General features: G+C 41.7%; 12 protein-coding genes and 1 pseudogene. 4 read left to right on the top strand and 9 right to left on the bottom strand.

Features of this window, described 5'->3' with window-relative positions; genetic code table 11:
• Nucleotides 1–140: 140 nt before the first annotated feature.
• From M1B78_RS04805 to M1B78_RS04795, 3 genes are all read left to right on the top strand, one after another.
• Nucleotides 141–728: a tyrosine-type recombinase/integrase gene (locus M1B78_RS04805; RefSeq protein WP_011964752.1), complete on the top strand. Its 588-nt coding sequence runs from the start codon at nt 141–143 to the stop codon at nt 726–728.
• Nucleotides 729–1436: 708 nt separating this feature from the next.
• Complete coding sequence (locus M1B78_RS04800; protein WP_257940042.1) at nt 1437–2183, top strand: hypothetical protein; 747 nt, start codon at nt 1437–1439, stop codon at nt 2181–2183.
• Between the two features lie 49 nt (nt 2184–2232).
• Nucleotides 2233–3033 carry a DUF4595 domain-containing protein gene (locus tag M1B78_RS04795; RefSeq protein WP_257940041.1) on the top strand — a complete coding sequence of 267 codons (801 nt, stop codon included), beginning with the start codon at nt 2233–2235 and terminating at the stop codon, nt 3031–3033.
• 97 nt (nt 3034–3130) lie between these two features.
• On the opposite strand, the gene M1B78_RS04790 is transcribed toward M1B78_RS04795, so the two are convergent.
• The 3 genes and pseudogenes from M1B78_RS04790 to M1B78_RS04780 all read right to left on the bottom strand — a co-directional run.
• Nucleotides 3131–3445, bottom strand: a complete 315-nt coding sequence (locus M1B78_RS04790; protein WP_257940040.1) for an immunoglobulin-like domain-containing protein — start codon at nt 3443–3445, stop codon at nt 3131–3133.
• Between the two features lie 188 nt (nt 3446–3633).
• Nucleotides 3634–4140, bottom strand: coding sequence for an energy transducer TonB (locus M1B78_RS04785; protein ID WP_257940039.1), 507 nt, complete (start codon nt 4138–4140; stop codon nt 3634–3636).
• 499 nt (nt 4141–4639) lie between these two features.
• Nucleotides 4640–6046: pseudogene (locus tag M1B78_RS04780) on the bottom strand (BT4734/BF3469 family protein); the annotation flags it as partial.
• Nucleotides 6047–6417: 371 nt separating this feature from the next.
• Between M1B78_RS04780 and M1B78_RS04775 the strand changes: the two are divergent.
• Nucleotides 6418–7041, top strand: a complete 624-nt coding sequence (locus tag M1B78_RS04775) for an HU family DNA-binding protein (RefSeq protein ID WP_257940038.1) — start codon at nt 6418–6420, stop codon at nt 7039–7041.
• A gap of 148 nt (nt 7042–7189) precedes the next feature.
• On the opposite strand, the gene M1B78_RS04770 is transcribed toward M1B78_RS04775, so the two are convergent.
• The 6 genes from M1B78_RS04770 to M1B78_RS04745 all read right to left on the bottom strand — a co-directional run bounded on the left by M1B78_RS04770 (nt 7190) and on the right by M1B78_RS04745 (nt 14662).
• A complete protein-coding gene (locus M1B78_RS04770; protein WP_005824948.1) occupies nt 7190–7498 on the bottom strand; it encodes a nucleotidyltransferase domain-containing protein in 309 nt (102 codons plus the stop codon).
• A gap of 3 nt (nt 7499–7501) precedes the next feature.
• The gene (locus tag M1B78_RS04765; protein ID WP_008662800.1) at nt 7502–7942 is read right to left on the bottom strand and encodes a nucleotidyltransferase substrate binding protein; all 441 of its coding nucleotides are present in this window, start codon (nt 7940–7942) and stop codon (nt 7502–7504) included.
• A 106-nt stretch (nt 7943–8048) separates the two neighbouring features.
• The gene (locus M1B78_RS04760) at nt 8049–8405 is read right to left on the bottom strand and encodes a hypothetical protein (RefSeq protein ID WP_257940037.1); all 357 of its coding nucleotides are present in this window, start codon (nt 8403–8405) and stop codon (nt 8049–8051) included.
• A 110-nt stretch (nt 8406–8515) separates the two neighbouring features.
• Nucleotides 8516–9130 carry a hypothetical protein gene (locus M1B78_RS04755; RefSeq protein WP_257940036.1) on the bottom strand — a complete coding sequence of 205 codons (615 nt, stop codon included), beginning with the start codon at nt 9128–9130 and terminating at the stop codon, nt 8516–8518.
• Nucleotides 9131–9322: 192 nt separating this feature from the next.
• Complete coding sequence (locus M1B78_RS04750) at nt 9323–11185, bottom strand: RagB/SusD family nutrient uptake outer membrane protein (RefSeq protein ID WP_257940035.1); 1863 nt, start codon at nt 11183–11185, stop codon at nt 9323–9325.
• Nucleotides 11186–11197: 12 nt separating this feature from the next.
• Nucleotides 11198–14662: a SusC/RagA family TonB-linked outer membrane protein gene (locus tag M1B78_RS04745; protein ID WP_257940034.1), complete on the bottom strand. Its 3465-nt coding sequence runs from the start codon at nt 14660–14662 to the stop codon at nt 11198–11200.
• Nucleotides 14663–14911: the final 249 nt, after the last annotated feature.

Raw genomic sequence — 14911 nt, 5'->3', positions numbered from 1 at the left:
TTTATTTATATACAATCATAAATACTCACTAATATACAAAGTGAATGTTTTGCTATAAATCAACATGTTAGCTAATTGGCTAGTATATTGGTAATGGTGAAACATTCACTTTTATTTATTTACATATAAAACAGAACATTATGAGTTTAAAATATTCAAGCACTACAGCAGATTATTTAGTTTGGTCTGATGCAATGAATTTAATAAGAAAATTGGCTAAAGATGGGAATTACAAAATTTCACTTCTTATAGCTTTAGGGTGTTTCACAGGTTTAAGAATATCTGATATTCTAGCTTTGAGATGGAAACAGATATTAAATACCAGTGAATTTACAGTAATAGAGAAAAAGACAAATAAGGTGAGAACTATTAGGATAAATGCCCAACTTGGGCAGCACATTAAAGAATGTTATGAACAGATAAAGCCAATAGGGATTAACTCACCTATTTTAGTGAGCCAAAAAGGAACTGTTTTCACTATCCAAAGAATCAATGTGATACTAAAAGAGGTGAAAAAGAAGTACAAATTAAAGATTAAGAACTTTAGCTGTCATTCACTTAGAAAGACTTTTGGCAGACAAGTTTATAATATGAATAGTGATAATTCAGAACTAGCCTTAGTTAAACTTATGGAACTGTTTAATCATTCCAGTGTAACCATTACTAAAAGATATTTAGGTTTAAGGCAGGAAGAACTACTAAATACTTATGACTGTCTAAGTTTCTAATCTATTGGAATGTGACAAAGTTTGAAATTTCTGAACCATTTACAGAAATAGAAAGTTTTGTCACATTCTGATAGTCCTATGCAATCCAGTTCCGAAATGAAGTGAAAACTGTCTTTTTAAAAAGGCATGGTACGGCTTGTAGTTTATGGTATGTGTGATTTTTGGGAACTACTAATAAGGTTTGAATGGTCGTGCCAATCTGCAATATTAGCTATAATCTTTCTAGCTAACAGTAAGTATGAGTTCCGTCTTATATGCCCACCTCTAATTTTTACACCGCAATGAAGCTACAACTAAAAGAAGCTGATACTAGCTAATTACTTACTACAGATATGTTTTGGAACACTTGGAACTGCATTTATCAGTGTTTTATCTTTAGCTATTCAAAACCTTTCATTAACTTTGCAGCAATTTCAGAGGTCTTAATGTGTTAAGACACTGGAAGGACATATTTTATTAAAAGGGCGTTTAGCAAAGTTATCCTTCACTTGAATCTGGACAATTCTTGACTGTGGATAATGAGCAAGAAGCGTCTGCGTCTATGGTATTTTATATCCTAGCTATAGGAATATCATATCATTAGGCGTGGACTTTGCTTATTATACAGTCAGGGCAGTCCAGAGCCTAAGTGGAATAATAAGTTAAAGTTTCCACGCCTTATTTTTATCCGCTTCTATCTGGAAACTGGGAAGCATGGATTTAAACAAGATGAAAGCCTACTTATTGGATATTCCTAACAGATACAACAGATTCAGTAAAAATCTGGATGTTAAGACTATTCTATGTAATAAGTCTTGGTTGATATTTAATGATTCTGGAGATAAGGAGTTATATATCTTTCAAGAAAACGGCTCTCTAATTACCTCTGTAAATGGTAGTGTTATAAATGCTACGTGGCAATATATTTCTGCGAACAATTCCTTAGTAATTTCTTTCAAAGAACAATCTTATATGCTTCATCCATCATTCAAGGATGATGTTATATTTGCCTTGCAACAAGATGGAACAGAGAGGTTTGTCTTTATGATAGAAGAAAATCAAAGCAACTTCTTTCATCCAAAATCACTAAAAGAGCTTACCGCCTATTTTGAGAACAAAGAGCGTAGAAGTATAGAAGAAAGGCAGCAAGAAAAAAGAATCTTGTTGAAACAACAAGAAACCAAACAAAAAGAAAGAAGAGAATTTCAGATAGACCAGAAAAGACGAAGAAAAGAGGAAGAACGAGAAGAGGAAATTTTGAAGAGTTGTAACTATTACTTAAAATTCGGCATAATTGCAGGGAGTATATTCGTGATATATACAGTTCTGTTTATTATTTATTATCCTCCAACACATAGCCTTAGAAGTTTTATAGATATGCTTTTTACATTCTGTTCTTCAATATTACTTTTTAGTATCATTGCTATGATAATTGATATTAGATTAAGAAGCAGAATACTTAGACGCTATAAATAATATCCAGTGATTTAATCAACATAATTAATAACTTAAATATCAAACAGAAATGAAAACTTTTAGATTAATTGGAATGGCTTTATTAGCCGTAGTAATGAGCATGAATTTCACTTCTTGCAGTGATGATGATGAACCTAGTAAAAATGATGATGGTGTGATTACCAATCAAAAACAACTTGTTGAATTAAGAATGACATACGAAGATGAGGTATCTATTACTGAATATTCCTACGATAGCAATGGTAAGCTAGTATCAGCTACAAACACAGAACGATACGATGGTAGTACACACACCAGTACTTATACAGTCACTTGGGGAGCAAACAAAATCATTGAAAGCAGAAATGGAGAGGCAATCACATATACATTAGAAAATGGATTGATAACACATACTTCTGATAGTGACGGAGGAGATTTAGATAATACAGACTTTACTTATAATGCAAACAATCAGCTAGTAAAATTGCAATATGACGAAGAGGACTATCTGTCTTACACATGGCAAGGTGAAAAATTAACTAAAATGGCATGGAGCTTTAGCGATGAAGATATTCACGAATTGTCTTATAGCGGAAAAACTTGTAAAGGCTATCTCCCGATAATGGTATGGAGTGTGGATGATTTGCGTCCGTTATTAGAAGCACATCCCGAATTGGCAGGAATGAGATGCAACCAGCTTCCAGACAAAGTATATAGTAAAGATGAATACAACGAAGAAACAGAACAATATACCTATACATTTGATAAAGAGGGATATGTGGAAAGCTGTACTGAGGTATCTACCTACAAACGCTTAGACATTGATGATACAAGGACGGAAACCACAATTTATACTTTCAAATGGGAATAGTCTAGTGAAACTATAACTAATGCAAAAAGCCAACCTACCCATTTGAAGTATGCACTTCAAACAACGGATAAGTTGGCTTTTATTATATCTATTCTATTCAGTTGATTTCAAACATGGCATTTAACTTAATTTCTCTATCCTTATCCCATAAGGATTTAGTTATACGATACTTACCTTTTGTTATAGGATAATATTCAATAGGAAAACTAAAACAATAGTAGTAAGCAGCAAGAAAAGGCAATTCTGCAAAATAATTAGTATGTTTTTTCTTGTCAAGTATTATCCATTGGCTATTTTCCCATTTTTCCAAGTTCCAAGCTGAATCATAGCCCAAAGAAAGATGTTTCGGATTTGATACAATAGCAAAAACTTCTTTAGTTTCTACAGTATAATGTCCTTTTATTATTTCCATCTGGATTTTTGATTTTAATGTGTCACTACAATATACAAGACTTGAACCGGATTCTTTGATAGTAAAACATTCAACTGAATTATTTACTGTTTGCTGTGTGCATCCTACAAATACAAAAATGCAAATGATAATATGTATAATATTAAATTTCATATATTCAAAATTTTATAATAAGCTATACTGCATATTCATTCTTCTATTGATTTAATAACACTATCTGTTTTTAAAACATTATCGTCATTAGGTAGTTTAAATATTACTGGAAATGCCATCTTAACTTTAACGGGTACTCCATTTAGTTTTCCAGCTTTCCATTTAGGCATAATTGAGACAATCCGTAATGCTTCTTTATCTAAAGAGGGTGATATACTTTTTAGTATTTTAGGTTGTGTTATTGAACCGCTTTCATCTATAACAACTTGTATTACAACTTTTCCTTGTATTTTCTTTTCCAATGCTTCACTTGGATATTGCAGATTATCATAGATAAAATCTAACACTGCTTTATTCCCTTTGGGAAACTCTGGCGGTATATCTGTTGCTATTTGATAAATATCTGTTTTTTCCTCTTCTACCACTGGCACATATTTAATAGACACTGGTGTTTCATAATTCACATGAATAGTTTCTGCATTCGGTACATCAATAGTTTCTGCAATCGGCTTTACTATTTGAATACTGTCAAAGTTTACCATTCCCTTTTTGGAAGATTTACTAGTGCAACCAATAACAAGACAGCTAAATAATATAAAATGCAATATTCGGATTCTCATAAACATAAAGCTTTAAATAACACATTACCATCTTCAAATATAGCAAAAATCATTATAAAAACTAGCGTAAAATATGAATTATGAGATTCTATCCCAAAAACAGATAATTAAGGCAACAAAAAAGCGATACTTGGCACAATACCAAATATCGCTTTTTTCAGTTCTGAACACTTAAATTATTAACATCATCTTTTAGACTTCACCGTAGGGATAAGCCCGATAGTAGAGAAATAGTTTCGCATTATTTCTCTGTTAACAATAGGTTTCTTTATTAATTTTTTCATAGCTATAAAATTTTAAGTTTCACATATACAACAGTATTCTGGATTACAGAAGAATCAAAATGAAAGCATACGATATATTTCGTAATATACTGTATTTCTTTATTTTAAGCAAGGTATAACTTTGAAAAGTCAAATAAGGTGCTTTTGCGGTAACCTTGTAGACCTACGAGCAGGGGCGAGGTGTTGTTGCCGTGCTGCTTGTCGATGCCCCTCCAGTGTGCCACCATGCTGAGAAACCACCGGTAGAACAGTTCCCGCCAGTGCGGGTTGTGGCAGGGCACGAGGTCGGCGAGTGCGCGGATGCGGTCTTTGCCGTCCCAGCGTCCGGTGTTGTAAAGATATTCTTCGATGGGATTGTACAGCGGCACGTAGTCCGAAGCGAGGAAGCGGGTGATGTCGCGGTCCCACACGCGTATCCCCTCTTTCAGCGCATTCATGGCGATGCTGCTGCGTACGCGCTGGTCGGCAGGCTTGAAGTAGAAATGAATGGAGTCGCGCTGCCGGTATTCCAGGTCGCCCAGCACGGTGTTGTAGCGGAACTCGTAGCGGCGGTTCATGAACTCTTCCAGCCGGAAAGCCGTTTCCTGGTCTTTGTTCAGGCTGCTGCAGGTGCCGAAGCCTTTCAGCTCTCCGTAGAGGTTGTGCAGCGTCAGGCGTACAAGAGGTTCGTCTGCCTCCCGGTAGTAGTGCATCAGTGTCTGGCGCACCGCTTCTTCTTCAGGAATGCCGGCTTTGAAGCAATGTTCGGCAAGGCGGGACAGCAACGGGCGCAGGTCGTCGCCCCGTCGCCAGTTGTCCAAATCGCGGAAGGCGCGGTCGAGGGCGGCCTCGAAGAGCAGGTTGCATGTGTCCGCCACTTCGTAGCCGGGAGTCATTCTCAGCAACGGATTGCTTTCCTGCTGTTTCCGTTGGCGGTAGTTGTCTTCCGAGGGCAGGGCGCAGGGCTGTTCCAGGCAGAAGGCCACGGCAGTGGGGCTATAATAGGGCTGTTCGTCCACGGTCATCCGGCAGCTTTGTAGGAGTGAAGGAGCCTGGAGGGTGATGGGGAAAGGGAGAAGGGGTTGGTAGCACTTCACTGCCAGGCGGTAGGCGTGGGCGTGGAATAAGGCGATATCGTCTTCATTCTTTGGAAGCCCTCCGTCGGGCAGGGTGAAGCGTACCCATATTTTGGCGCTTCGTCCGCTGGAGCCACAGAAGGCGGCAAAGGTTTGCGGCAGTAGGGCGGCTTGTTGTTTCACCAGTTCGGCCTCGGCAGCCCCGGCAAGGTTGTTTACTTCCAGTAGTACCAGCCCGTTGTAGGTCTTTATTCGGTGTTCTCCTGCTTTGGTGCGGGTCATTTCCACGGCAGGATAGATGCGTGGCAGCTTGTCTATGTGTTCATACCGGGCGTCGGTCCCTTTCAAATGCGGGATGATGCTACGCAGCTCCGTAATGTATCCGGTCTTGTTCTCGGTTTTCAGCTTTTCCATCAACATGTCCGTTTCTTGTGTGCTGACGGCCTCTTTTCCGCTTTCGCGTTCCTCTCTGATCAGTGTGATTTTCATTCTTTATCGCGTATGTAATATTCTTGTAAAGATACGCCGGGAAAGGGGTGAATACAAGCTTTTCAAGGATTATTTTCCGATTGGCTTCTTTTTTGGGGTGGAATGTCTATACGTTTCTTTTATAAAAGGTGTTCGTTTCTTTGCTTATCCCCATAGTTTTGTCTACTTTTACACCAGAGTTTATGAACAGTCCACTAAAGTGGTCTTTCTTGTTCATATTAGTGAACGGAGCAGCTCACTACAGTGAATGGTTCTGCTCACGGGCTGGGCTGTGATATAACCTTTGTACTTCAACAGACTGCGTACGTACTTCGCACGTGTTCCGTGAAGTGCTTTATCGTATAATGTAACCCTTTAACGCAGTTTGAACTATGGCTATTTTGTTTGATTGGTACGAGAATCCGGACTCGTACGACAAATCTCCGGAAGATAAAATCCTTCATCCCCGTCTCCGCCTGAATGGGAGCAGGTCTACCGATGAATTGCGGCGGGACATCCAGGCACGTTGCTCATTGACAGAAACCGATGTGACGGCTGTGCTCGATGCTGTGTCGCACGTCATGGGCAGGGAACTTGCCGAAGGAAGGCAGGTGCATCTCGACGGCATCGGCTACTTTCGCGTGTCGCTCACCACGATTGAACCGGTAGTGGCTGCTACCAAGCGTAAGTTGACGAAGGTGAAGATGGCGGGTGTGAAATTTCGTGCCGACCAGAAACTGAAAAATGAAATTGGTACCATCAAGGCAAAGGCTTTGAAGGCAAACGAGCATTCGGCTAAACTGACGGATGAGGAGATAGACCGTCGCCTGACCAACTATTTCGCCACTCGCCCTTTTATGACACGGAATGACTTTCAGAGCGTTTGCGGCATGATGCGTACTACTGCCATGCGGCATATCCGTCGGCTGCGCACCGAAGGAAAGTTGAAGAATGAGGGAACAATGCTACAACCGATTTATGTACCCGTTTCAGGATATTACGGTAGGAATGAGTGACTTAGGATTTTGAACGAAGAAATCTTGTGGTGAGGGCAAATTTTGCCCTCACTTTTTAAATTTGCTCTCACCCACCTCTTGAATGCCGATGAATAGGGCGATGCGTGCGAAAGGTGAGGGTGGTGAGGGTGGATGTGTGAAATTTAGTTTAGTTTGATGGGCGGCTGAATATGGGTATTCCCATACGGTGTATATGTTCCAAAAGGTCGGCATTCTTTAATTTGCCATAGATGGAAAGGTCTACGCTGTAAGGCAAAAGCAGGTCGTCTATTTCATCGGAAAGGCTGCTTAAAGTATTATACGTAAGTCTGTCTCCCATCAGCGTGATGTCTATGTCGGAAAAAGGCTTGAAATTTCCTTTGGCTCGTGAGCCGTACAAAACAGCCTGCTCTATTTCTTCATGTTTCCGGAAGAGATTGCATAGCTTTTCCAGTTCATTGTCGGTCAATCCGTACATAGCTCAATCGAATAAGGATGGTGTATTCAAGGATTGCATTTTCTCTTCAAATCTGCAGAATAGGGGGAAATAGAAGTTTGTGATGTTTTCATAGATTTCAGAGACTACATCGTTGTCATAATTGTGCGATGTCAGATTTCGGGCTTCTATAGTCTCCATCCATTGCTTGTCATCAATCAATCCCATTTCAAGGGCTTTGCGTATGGCATCACGGGAGCCGCGGATGTCGGTATACCCCTGATATTCTGCATAGTCCTTCATCACTTTCCAGGCCAGTTCGTGGGTATATTCAAAACGCTGTATCATGCCTTCCTGCAATAATTCGTCCACTCCATCGTTGAACGCTAATTGTTCGGACATGATTGCCATGGCTTGGCTTAATTTGGCTAAAGCCTTGCGGTAGTTGGAAAAACGCTGTATCCATCGTATGTCTTGCTGTACCATGATAGCTGTTTGTTTTTTAGGTAAGCAAATATAAGCTTCTTTTGTGTAACGAGCAAATGGATGGGGGCTTTTTCGCTTGTGAGGGCGATATGTTATAGTATTATCATTAATGAACGATTGGGAACATTTCACTGACTTCATACCAGTCCCCACAAGGTGATTGATATGCAGCTTTAATCTCTACTTCATTATCCCATACTTCAAAAGAGTTGTAAGAAATACATGTCCATGATTGCCCTTGTATGCAAATTTCAGAGACGTTTGTCGATGACCAAGTAAAATTAGTGGCCCAATTTGGATATCCCATTAAACTTACAGTGATATTTGCATTGACAGCATCGATTTGGTCTGGAACTAAATTCCCTTTTTCAAAAGAAGCATTTGGATTGAAAAGTCTGAGATAGCTTTCTTTTTCTATTGTGAATCCAGAGGGTAAGACTATAGTTGCGTATAATCTGGGCATTGTAATGGTAGAACAAATGTTTTTACAAGTATAAATATCTCCTATGTAGTTTTGTGGGCTTGTTCCTCCAGTAGTACGCCATTGTACACTTGAACCGGAGGGTTGGTCTTTTATACTGAAACTTTTACTACTGTTGTAGCAGATGCACTTTGAGAGATTTCAGCGAATAGATTTTTATCGTAAGTCCACTTTATGTCCGTATCTTTGTTTATGGGATAATTGCACCAAAGTGTTATCGTATCTCCCAATTCAAATGTTGAAGGGGCATTGATTGGCATAGGTTTCATTTTGACATTGATGTTTCTTAAATCTGCGGTAAGTTCGATTGTACTTTTTTCAGGACGTACCATCAAGGTAGAATTACTACCTGCTTTAGTCCATAATACATTTATTGGAAAATGTTTTTTTCCTGCAGGAATTTGGGTTACCCATGTGCTCTCGAATCGTTCTTGGTAGTTTGTTTTGAATCGTGCTTCTCCACCGACTGCTGAAATTCTTATACCTACAGCTTGTTTTTGTATAGGAATACTTAAATCATAAGTATAGTAACCATCACCAACATAGGGGTTCATTTCGCCCGTAATAGTACCGCTTATGTAGGAAGCACGTGTTGTGACATCAGAATAGAAATCCTTATCTTGTAACTCGTCTGTTTGTTCTTCTTTGTTGCAACTACTACTGATGAGGCAGATTAGTAGTACGAAAAATATGTTCTTCTTTTTCATGATTAATATTGATTGAGGGATGGTGGTAGAACAAATGTACCCATTCATTTTTCTAAAAGCAAAAAAATGAATGGGTATTTAATGTTGTATTTCGTATTTCTACAAGAGTAGAGAGATGTGGTGGAAAATTTTCACGGAGGTTTTGAATAAGAGCTGTACTGCTGCGCTATACAACTCTTACACAATTTTCACTTATTGCCAGCCACCAGTCTGAGTCAGTGTGAAACCCTTGTTCTTGTAGCTTGCAATGATACTGGAACCGACTGGAGAAAGATAGTTCTTGGCCGAAAAATCATTTCTTGCAGCAGCGTTGATAGGAATTGCATAGCCCACCATGTCTGCTTGGTTACTGCCATTCCACACAACTACCGTTCCGTCTTCTTTCATGACAGACTTGCCGGCATCTTTGTTTGCTTCGTCCAGCTGTTCGGGGAACTCATTTGGCAGATCAACCCATGCACCCAACATGGTTTCAGGATACTTTTCATTGTCCATGTAGTCCAACTTGAACCAGCGGCGTATATCATTCAAACGTTGTGTCTCGAAGATAAATTCCATGCGACGTTCACGACGGATTTCCCACATCAGGGCGCTGACATCAGCATCGCGTGCCGGGTCATTGGCGATGGAAGCAATCTGTAACGGGGCGGTTTTCTGTACACCGTTGGCAATGGCAGTCTCGTCCAACGGACGGTTGCGGATAGCATTGATAGACTTGTCTATATCGGCTTGGGTAACAGCTGCGCCACCTAAGAATTCGGCCATGACTGCTTTCGCTTCAATCCAGTTCAGCAAAACCTCTGAAAGACGGAGGCAAGGAGCTGCGTTGACGTTGACGTTGCTTTTGAACTCATCGGGGCGGTTGGCGTTGTCAGCATAATAAGTAGCTCCTTCACGGCTGATGAACTTGTCTTGATAAATATAGGTAAAAGAGTTCTTCCAGGAGAAGTTCAAGAAAGTGGCTTCTAAGCGCGGGTCACGGGTTTTTGCCAAGTCTTTCATTGCAAAGCTCTTGGCATTTGCAATGTCGGATACCTGATAAGGTTTGCCATCGGTGCAGATGAATGACCGGAGCAGTGCCAGATTTGCATTGGAACTTAATGTCTCCTCACCGTTGGAGTAGGAACCCAAGCAGTGGGTCACTTTACCGGCCTCATAGCTGCGGTAGAAAATAACTTCCGGATGACCGGCAAGGCTGTTGCTGCCAAAGATGGAGCGGAAGTCTTTCGTGCAAGACCACTTGTTGCTGTTCATGACAATCTCGGATGCCTCTATACAAAATTGCAGGTATTTCTTTGCATTCTCATCACTCAGCTTGGAGCTGGCTTCGAGCGCATTGCCTTTATGGTAGTGCTGCCAGGTTCCTTCGAACAGCATGATGTTGGAAGCGACAGCGGCTACTACGTAGCGGTTGATGTTCATGGTGCCGTCGTTTGTACGTACATTCTCCAGTGCATACTTCAAATCGTTGTAGATTGCATCTGTCACAGTACTGCGCGAATCGCGGTCTTTGTACATGGAAGCCAGGTCGGTTTCATCTACTGGAGCATCCCAATAAGGCACATCACCGAAAGTCATTACAAGACGATAATATTCGTAAGCGCGGAAAAAGCGGGCGATGCCCATCCAATGATTGTAAGCTTCTTCGGAGAGATTGGCTTTATGTGACTCCAGGCGGTCAATAGCAATGTTTGTCTTTCGTACCCATGCAAAGTCCCATTGACGGCCTCCATACTCGGCTCCGGCCCATGTGTCCAAATCGTACTTGCCATTGTCTCCCGGGACAACAGCCGTGAAACTGGTTTGTTTGGCAGAATTGGCAAAGTCGTCACTGAATGTATAGCCTCTTACGGGAGTGAAGTTAGTGCCATAACTGCTGTTGTATCCTGTAAAGTAGTAAGGATAATAGTAGTTGAAGTAGAGACGATATTGGTCTTCACTTGTCCAATAAGTGTCGTCGGTATATTTCGTTTCGCTTGGTCTGTCCAGCACATCGGTACAAGAAGATAGACCCAGACATGCGATGGAAAATGCTGCTATAATATATTTTTTCATTGTTTCCAAAATTTAGAAGGTTAATTGAACACCGATTGATATTGTACGGAAAGCAGGAGTACCGATACCTACACGACCACCGGCATAGTTGCTTGTACTGCTGTTGGTCAGGTATTCATAATCTGCGGTCTTCAGTACTGCGGCTTCGGGGTCGACAGGGGTGCCGTCCAAGTGATCCCAAGTGAATAGATTTTCGCAAGAAGCATATATGCGTGCTTTTTGGATAAGAGCTTTCTTGGTCAGATATTGAGGTAATGTATAACCTACGGTGATATTCTTCAGACGCAGGTAAGCCATGTTCAGCAAGTAACGGTCAGAATAACACATGTTGAATGAGTTGGTTCCATTGCCCATGTTGACAGCGCGTGGGTAGAAGGCATCTGTGCGGTCTTCTCTCCAGTAGTCGGTGCTGAATCGTTTGGCGATGGCACCGTCACCGGTGTTGAAGCCTGCCAATGTCAGTGAAGAAGAACCCCACATATCGCATTTTCCTACACCTTGGAAGAAGAGTGAAAGGTCAAAGCCCTTCCAGTCTGCTCCCACGCGGAAACTGTATTGATACCTCGGAGTAGAGTTACCGATCACTACTTTATCGCCGTGGTCGTCAATGGTGTTACTGCCCGATGTGATTTCACCGTCACCGTCAAGGTCTTTGTACATCACGTCACCAGGACCGAAGACAAGGCTGCCTGACTGCAAATAAGCTTGGTTGTGGGCATTCGGGTCTTTCAGTTTATTGATTTCAACTCCTGCGCCCTTGCCAGTTGTTACTTTCTCTTTTACGAAATTGCCGTCGGCATCATAAACGAAATCGTCCTTCTGATAGAGGCGTTCTACTTTGTAACCCCAGATGTCTCCATAACGTTTGCCTTTGTAATTGCTGTCTAGGCCGGTCACATTACCGTAGTTGTCGATGATAGTCTTGAAGTCGCTCAAAGTGGCATTGGCTGTGATGCGCAAACCGTTTTTGAACTGATGGCTGTAGTCGAGGCCTATTTCCCATCCGTCGGTATGCAGGTTGCCATAGTTTCCTTTCAATGAAGATGTTCCATAAGTAAAGGTTAAATCTTGATTGGGGACAATCATGTTTTCTGTCTTGCGGCGGAACCAGTCGAACGTAAAACCAAGTTCTCCATTCAGGAAGCGGGCATCCAATCCAATATCGAATGTGGAGATGTCTTGCCAAGTGATGTCACGGGCAACTGAAGTGGGAGTCCCTACATAGTTGAGTAAGTTGCCGTCTCCGCCAATCCAGCTAACTGTAGAACCAGAAGAAATAGTGGAAACATACAGTGAGTTAGGCACGGACTGGTCGCCGATTTTACCCCAGGATGCACGTAGCTTCAGAGCCGATACGGCTTCTTTAATGGATTGCATAAAAGCCTCTTCACTTACACGCCATCCTGCGGAGAATGAAGGATACCAACGCCAACGTTGGTCTGCACCAAAGACAGAGGTACCGTCATAACGTAGGTTGGCCTCCAATAGGTATCTACCCGCATAGTCGTAGTTGAAGCGACCAAAATATCCCAACTGGGCGTTCCAATCCTTGTCACCCCAAACATATTGTTCTCCGGTGGCAAAGTTGAATTGAGGATTCTCCACGTCATTGACTTGTTTTCTACGGGCTTGGCTGTATTCCATATCGTAAGTTACGCGGTTCATACCAAGCATGAATTTCATATTGTGGTCTTTCATTAAGTTCAATTCATAGGTAGTATAGGCATTAATGGTGTTGCGCATGGAATTTTCGGTGTAACGATCCAATTGATCGACTCCAGAGCCTACGCCAGTATAAGTACTCATGACTAAATCGTAGGCAGGCATATCCTGACCGTAGTAGTTTACAGTTACTCGATTGCCATTGGCATCCAAGCGTGGTGTTGCGCCACCCCAAGTGTCGGCTGCTGTGAAACGGGTACCGGGACGTAACCAGATATATTCTTGGTTAGCATGCGAATAATCAAAATCAGCAGTCCATCCTTTCAAGATATTCAGATGAAGTCCCATATTGATATTGGTATAGTTGCGGGTCATCTTGGCGGTATTGGCCTGGCTGAATTCAGAGGCCGGGCTACGAAGCTCGTTGCCGTTTTCATCTGTTCCCATTGGGTAGATGTCACTCCAACGATAGCAATAGTACCAAGGGTCGAATACACCGGTAGCATTGTAAGGGTAGCTCTTTTCGCGTTTTGAGTAGATGGCACCGGCTTTCAAGGTAATCCATTTATTGAATTCGGTAGTCAGGTTGATAGAAGCGTTGTAACGTTTGAAGTTGTCTTCTTTGGCGGCTTTGTTCATACCGTCTTGATCCAAGTATCCCAAGCCGATATTGAAAGTCGTCTTCCCGCTTTTCCCATTCACAGAGACATTATGGGTCTGGGCTACAGCTACGTCTTTGACCAAGTAATCGTATGGGTCGTAATGACGTACACCGATTTTTCGGTTGTTGGCATCAAGATACCAGTCACGTCCATAGACAGTAGGATCGTTCTTGCCCACTTTGCCGCCATAAAGCTTTTCCCACTCTTTAGACCGTTCAATGCCTTCACGGGTAATGTAGAAAAAGGCGCCGGCCACTGTGCCGCCAGCACGTTCTGCTGCATCCATGATATACTCCATACCACTAATGCCACCGACATTGCTGTCTTTGGCTATAGTTTGGAAAGCTACGTTTCCGGAGTAATTAATGGTTACTTTATCCGTCTTGGCACCTTTTTTAGTCGTAATTAGGATAACACCGAATGCAGCTTTTGAACCGTAGATCGAAGATGCTGCTGCATCTTTTAATACGGATATTGATTCGATATCATCGGGGTTTACTAAGCTGATACTGGGTATTTCCACATTGTCCATTAAAATAAGCGGTTTGGAATTGCCTTCCAATGAGGCTATTGCGCCACGAATCTTAATGTTGGGGTCTGTGCCAACTTCGCCGGTTGGGATAGTGATTGTCAACCCCGGGGTAGTACCTTGTAACCCACGGCCTACGTCTGAGATCGGTCGGCTATCCAGAGCCTTCCCTACATCAACTGTAGCTACGGCACCTGTTAGGTTGGTTTTCTTCTGTGCACCGTAACCTACAACAACTACTTCGGACAACATTTCTGCGTCTTCCATTAAGACTACTTTCATGTTCTTGTCTGCCTTTATATCTTGGGTCTGGTAACCTACGAACGAAATACGAAGTACTGCTCCTTGTTTTACGCTTAATGTGAATTTGCCGTCGATGTCGGTTACAATACCATTGGTAGTACCTTTCTCCACTACACTGGCGCCGATAACCGGTTCACCGGCTGCGTCTACCACCAGACCGGTAGCGGTGATAGTTTGTAATTGTTCTGTTACGCCAAGCGATTTATCAGGATTGGCTTGTGCAGCCATCACGTTGCCGCTACTTAATAACAGTGAGCTGATTGCCACTGCTGTGAGGAGTTTGCTATGTGTTAGTCCTCGTTTTTTGTGATCTTCATTCATAAATGATTGATGATTTGTTGTTAATTAAATACTTCTTAAATTTAGGGTAAGGGTAATAAGGGCCGAATAGTGAGACTATTCAACTTGCAGGATTGTTTCTTTTTCCATAGGCATTTTCTCTTTTTAAAGGTTCATAACTTTATATTATCTCTTGTTTTCCTATTTGTTTGCTAAGTTCAAACGGAACTTGGAATTCAGTCAGATAGTATCTTATTGTTAGTCTGTTATCGTCTTGTTTTGACTAAAACG

Origin of the sequence: Bacteroides muris (ex Fokt et al. 2023) (assembly GCF_024704895.1) — a bacterium.
GTDB lineage: Bacteria > Bacteroidota > Bacteroidia > Bacteroidales > Bacteroidaceae > Bacteroides > Bacteroides muris.
The sequence above is the reverse complement of the archived record's forward strand: the minus strand, read 5'-3'. Positions and strand labels throughout refer to the sequence as shown.

What these genes read in the sequence shown, in the direction of transcription:
- M1B78_RS04805 (WP_011964752.1), top strand. Translation starts at nt 141, where the DNA reads ATGAGTTTAAAATATTCAAGCACTACAGCAGATTATTTAGTTTGGTCT.
- M1B78_RS04800 (WP_257940042.1), top strand. Translation starts at nt 1,437, where the DNA reads ATGAAAGCCTACTTATTGGATATTCCTAACAGATACAACAGATTCAGT.
- M1B78_RS04795 (WP_257940041.1), top strand. Translation starts at nt 2,233, where the DNA reads ATGAAAACTTTTAGATTAATTGGAATGGCTTTATTAGCCGTAGTAATG.
- M1B78_RS04790 (WP_257940040.1), bottom strand. Translation starts at nt 3,445, where the DNA reads ATGGAAATAATAAAAGGACATTATACTGTAGAAACTAAAGAAGTTTTT.
- M1B78_RS04785 (WP_257940039.1), bottom strand. Translation starts at nt 4,140, where the DNA reads ATGGTAAACTTTGACAGTATTCAAATAGTAAAGCCGATTGCAGAAACT.
- M1B78_RS04775 (WP_257940038.1), top strand. Translation starts at nt 6,418, where the DNA reads ATGGCTATTTTGTTTGATTGGTACGAGAATCCGGACTCGTACGACAAA.
- M1B78_RS04770 (WP_005824948.1), bottom strand. Translation starts at nt 7,498, where the DNA reads ATGTACGGATTGACCGACAATGAACTGGAAAAGCTATGCAATCTCTTC.
- M1B78_RS04765 (WP_008662800.1), bottom strand. Translation starts at nt 7,942, where the DNA reads ATGGTACAGCAAGACATACGATGGATACAGCGTTTTTCCAACTACCGC.
- M1B78_RS04760 (WP_257940037.1), bottom strand. Translation starts at nt 8,405, where the DNA reads ATGCCCAGATTATACGCAACTATAGTCTTACCCTCTGGATTCACAATA.
- M1B78_RS04755 (WP_257940036.1), bottom strand. Translation starts at nt 9,130, where the DNA reads ATGAAAAAGAAGAACATATTTTTCGTACTACTAATCTGCCTCATCAGT.
- M1B78_RS04750 (WP_257940035.1), bottom strand. Translation starts at nt 11,185, where the DNA reads ATGAAAAAATATATTATAGCAGCATTTTCCATCGCATGTCTGGGTCTA.
- M1B78_RS04745 (WP_257940034.1), bottom strand. Translation starts at nt 14,662, where the DNA reads ATGAATGAAGATCACAAAAAACGAGGACTAACACATAGCAAACTCCTC.